This is a genomic window from Gelidibacter sp., from assembly GCF_039916245.1.
Lineage (GTDB): Bacteria > Bacteroidota > Bacteroidia > Flavobacteriales > Flavobacteriaceae > Gelidibacter.
On record NZ_JBDSLS010000091.1, the window covers coordinates 1 to 4,658 of the forward strand.

Annotated in this window: 3 protein-coding genes and 2 tRNA genes; 1 reads left to right on the forward strand and 4 read right to left on the reverse strand. The window is 38.8% G+C overall.

The genetic code is table 11. The features are described 5' to 3' along the window. Window positions 1-106: 106 nt before the first annotated feature. From ABIQ28_RS04535 to mutS, 3 genes are all read right to left on the reverse strand, one after another. A tRNA-Leu gene (locus ABIQ28_RS04535) sits at window positions 107-190 on the reverse strand. Window positions 191-264: 74 nt separating this feature from the next. Further along, window positions 265-337, reverse strand: a tRNA-Gly gene (locus tag ABIQ28_RS04540). 113 nt (window positions 338-450) lie between these two features. Next, window positions 451-3,060 carry a DNA mismatch repair protein MutS gene (mutS, locus tag ABIQ28_RS04545; RefSeq protein WP_348035642.1) on the reverse strand — a complete coding sequence of 870 codons (2,610 nt, stop codon included), beginning with the start codon at window positions 3,058-3,060 and terminating at the stop codon, window positions 451-453. A gap of 439 nt (window positions 3,061-3,499) precedes the next feature. Here mutS and ABIQ28_RS04550 point away from each other — a divergent pair, with 439 nt between their 5' ends. Next, entirely contained in the window at window positions 3,500-4,036 is a 537-nt protein-coding gene (locus ABIQ28_RS04550) for an RNA methyltransferase (protein WP_348035643.1), read from the forward strand. A 158-nt stretch (window positions 4,037-4,194) separates the two neighbouring features. Here the strand turns inward: ABIQ28_RS04550 and ABIQ28_RS04555 are convergent. Further along, a partial coding sequence (locus ABIQ28_RS04555; protein WP_348035644.1) for a deoxynucleoside kinase occupies window positions 4,195-4,658 on the reverse strand: 464 nt, incomplete at its 5' end.

A 4,658-nucleotide genomic window follows, 5' to 3' on the forward strand; every position in this document is an offset into this window, starting at 1 on the left:
AAACTGATATTGGATACTTGAAAAGGATGAAATACTAAGGATTGCAATAAGTCAAAGTTGACTAAAACCAAAAAACCTTGACAATCTTTCGATTATCAAGGCTTAGTACTCAAGGCGGGACTTGAACCCGCACGTCCTAATGGACACAGGATTTTAAGTCCGGCGTGTCTACCGATTCCACCACTTGAGCAGTTGCACAAAGTACTCATTGTGTAAAACAATGTTCCGCAGCAGCGGAATCCATACTTTTGCTTTTCGATATTGAGCGAAAAACGGGATTCGAACCCGCGACCTCCACCTTGGCAAGGTGGCGCTCTACCAACTGAGCTATTTTCGCGTTATTGCAATTAATTTAAGAACGTTTTCACGACACCTATCGGCATTGCGAGGGCAAATTTAATACATTTCTTAGAATGACAAAGCCTTTTGCATAAAAAAAAGTTGTTTTTTTTATGCACGCTTCTTTTTCAACAACATACGTTTAATTTCATTCAATTTCATAAGCGCCTCAACTGGCGTTAAAACATCGATATCAATATTGATGATCTCTTCCTTAATCTGCTCTAAAAGAGGATCATCTAAGTTGAAAAAACTCAATTGCATGTCATTTTCAAGCGTTCTTACCTTGTTTGTCAATTCTTCGCTGCTATGTGATTTCTCTAGTTGCTTCAGGATTTTATTGGCACGATGAATCACTTGTTGTGGCATTCCCGCCATTTTCGCCACATGGATTCCGAAACTATGCTGACTCCCGCCTTCCACTAATTTTCTTAAAAAAAGCACATTATCCTTCAACTCCTTCACAGAAACATTAAAGTTTTTAATCCGTGCAAATGTTTCGGTCATTTCATTCAACTCATGATAATGGGTGGCAAACAAGGTTTTGGCCTTGCTTGGATGCTCATGCAAATACTCGCTAATGGCCCAAGCAATCGAAATCCCGTCATAAGTACTCGTACCACGACCGATTTCATCCAACAACACTAAACTTCGATCAGAGATGTTATTCAAAATGGAAGCCGTTTCATTCATCTCCACCATAAAGGTCGATTCGCCCATGGAAATATTATCACTGGCACCAACTCTTGTAAATATTTTATCGGTCAATCCCACTGTAGCGTGCTCAGCAGGTACAAAACTTCCCATTTGAGCCAACAGCACTATTAAGGCCGTTTGACGCAAAATGGCTGATTTACCCGACATATTAGGCCCGGTAATCATGATGATCTGTTGCTTGTCTCTATCCAAATAAACATCATTGGCAATATAAGGCTCGCCAGGTGGTAATTGTTTTTCAATAACGGGATGCCTTCCATTTTTGATATCTAATGCAAAACCGTCATTAATTTCTGGACGTGTGTATTTATTGTCATAAGCCAATTGCGCAAAACCGCACAAACAATCCAGTTGCGCGATTAATGCCGAATTTTTCTGAACAGGTTGAATGAATTGCCCAATCCACGACACCAATTCGGAAAACAATTGCTGTTCAATACCCAGGATGCGCTCTTCAGCACCAAGGATTTTAGTTTCGTATTCTTTTAGCTCCTCAGTAATATAACGCTCTGCATTAACCAAAGTTTGCTTTCTGATCCAATCCGCAGGTATTTTATCTTTTTGTGAATGGCGCACTTCAATATAATACCCAAACACATTATTGGACGCAATTTTGAGGGACGATATTCCTGTACGTTTGCTTTCGCGTTCCAGCATAGCATCTAAATAATCCTTTCCTGAGGTGGAAAGCGCTCTGAGTTCTTTCAATTCTGCCGAAAAATCAGAGGAAATCGTATTTCCCTTTAAAATATTGACCGGCGCATCATCATTTAAAGTCGTTTTGATGCGTTGACGCAACTCTTCACAAAGTTCCAAATTGTTGCCAATATGTTGAATGGCTTTATTATCGGTGTTTTGCGTGAGCGTTTTAATAGGAACAATTGCTTCTAAGGCATTTTTCAGCTGAACCACTTCTCTAGGAGAAATTTTAACTGTTGCCACTTTTGAAATCAACCGTTCGATATCCCCGATACCTTTGATCTGGTTTTGGATCTTTTTCAGAACAATGGTATCATCTAAAAAATACTGAACCACCTCATGCCTCTGATTGATTTTGTCTATATCCACAAGCGGCAAAGCCAACCAGCGCTTCAATAAACGACCTCCCATTGGTGAAATCGTACGATCAATCACATCAATCAAAGTCACCGCATTTTGATTGTTGGATTGATAAAGTTCCAAGTTCCTGATGGTAAAACGATCCATCCAAACGTGATCATCTTTGGTAATCCGCTGAATGGAAGTAATATGTTGTAATCTGTGATGCTGTGTTTCACTCAGATAATGCAAGACAGCGCCTGAAGCCACAATACCTTCAAACAAATCCTCAATACCAAAACCTTTTAACGATTTGGTTTGAAAATGTTTGAGCAAGGTTTCATTGGCATAATCATCCTGAAACACCCAATCTTCCATATAAAATGTATGAAAGTTATCACCAAAAGTATTTTTAAACTCGTTTCGTTTTGGTTTAGAAATCAGAATTTCGCTTGGTCTGAAGTTTTGAAGTAATTTATCGACATATTCTGAATTCCCTTGAGAAATCAGAAATTCACCTGTGGAGACATCTAAAAAAGAAACCCCAATCAAATTTTTGCCAAAACAGACTGCAGCCAAAAAGTTATTGGACTTTGAATGCAAAATATCATCATTCAATGCCACTCCAGGCGTCACCAATTCAGTAACACCGCGTTTCACCAAGGTTTTTGCTTGCTTAGGATCTTCCAACTGATCGCAAATCGCCACGCGGCAACCCGCTTTGACCAATTTTGGCAAATAGGTATTTAACGAATGATGAGGAAATCCAGCCAATTCGGTTTCGGATTCACTGCCTGCACCGCGTTTGGTTAATATAATATCTAATATTTTGGAGGCTTTTACTGCGTCGCTGCCAAAGGTTTCATAGAAGTCGCCCACCCTAAAAAGCAATAAGGCATCAGGATACTTTGCTTTAATCGCATTGTATTGTGTCATTAACGGAGTTACCTTCTTTTCTTTTTTCATAAATTGTCTTTGTCATTTCCACGAAGGTGGAAATCTCACAATGTTTGTGTTTTTTAAATGGTATTTTTGCCCTAAATATCAGGACTGCTAAGGTACTTATAATTTGAGGCTTTGGAAAATGGATGCGACAGAAGTTATTTACAATGTTTTACCGCACTATGAAACCTCATGGAAGGACTATTTCGCAGAGACGCGCAGAGAATTCACAGAGATACGCGGAGTTTTTTGAGCTAGATTCTGAATTGAGCAACAGAACCTTTCAGGTTTCCAAAACCTGAAAGGTTTGACAAATTTAAAACAGAGAAATTCCCTAGCGATAGTTATCGGCCTTGTGGGAATGGCGATGATAAGGTTCCCCTGCTGATAGATTCTATTGGAATCCTTGAAATCTAAAATGATGAGATTCCCACCGTCGTGGGAATGAAAATAAATATTTTCTATGAGAAAATTAAAAAACAGCGAACTCGACCGATTGAGTGTGGAAGCGTTTAAAGAAACAGAAAAAACGCCCTTAATTATTGTGTTGGATAATATCCGAAGTTTAAATAATATAGGATCGGTGTTTAGAACCAGTGATGCTTTTTTGGTGGAGAAAATATATCTGTGCGGTATTACCGCTACACCTCCGCATAAAGACATTCATAAAACCGCTTTAGGAAGCACCGATACGGTGGACTGGGAATACGTTGAAAACACCATGGATTTAATTGAGCAATTAAAATCTGACAATGTGATTATAGCATCCATTGAACAAGCTGAAAACGCTACCATGCTCAATGATTTCAAACCTCAACCCAATCAAAAATACGCTTTGGTGTTTGGCAATGAAGTGAAAGGCGTGGCTCAAAATGTGGTCAGTGCAAGCGACGTGATCATCGAAATCCCTCAATTTGGAACAAAGCACTCTCTGAACATCTCAGTAAGTTGCGGGATTGTGGTTTGGGACTTGTTTTGTAAGATGGGTGCACGGGGATAGCACAATCATAACAAACATTACCACTTTCACCTCTTCTCGAATTATCATTCCGACGCAGGAGGAATCTCATTATTTATGATATCGCTGGCTCACTCGCATGTGATTCCTCCGCTGTCGGAATGACAAATAAAATCCTAATTTGACTGTTTCAAACAAAACTAAACATCCTTCCCACTAATCTCCTCCAAAATCCATAAATAGTCTTCCCTGTTTTCTACAAAATCAAGATCAGAAATATCAATGATTTTGACATTGAGCTCCGTTTGGTTCTTTAGGAATTCTAAATAGCCAGAATTAATCTTTTCGAGGTAATCGTTTTCGATATTCTGTTCATAGTCGCGGCCACGCTTCTTGATATTCGCTTGTAAACGCTCGGTATTCTGATATAAATACACATACAAATCGGGTTTTGCAATATCTTTATACATCAAATAGAAAAGCTTTCTATAGAGTCTAAATTCATCTTCAGGCAAGGTTATTTTAGAGAAAATCAACGATTTATAAATATCATAATCACTGACCATAAAATCCTTGAATAAATCTAATTGCGATAAATCATCGCTGATTTGCTGGTAACGATCGGCCAAAAATGACATTTCCAAAGTAAAGGCATAACGCTGTG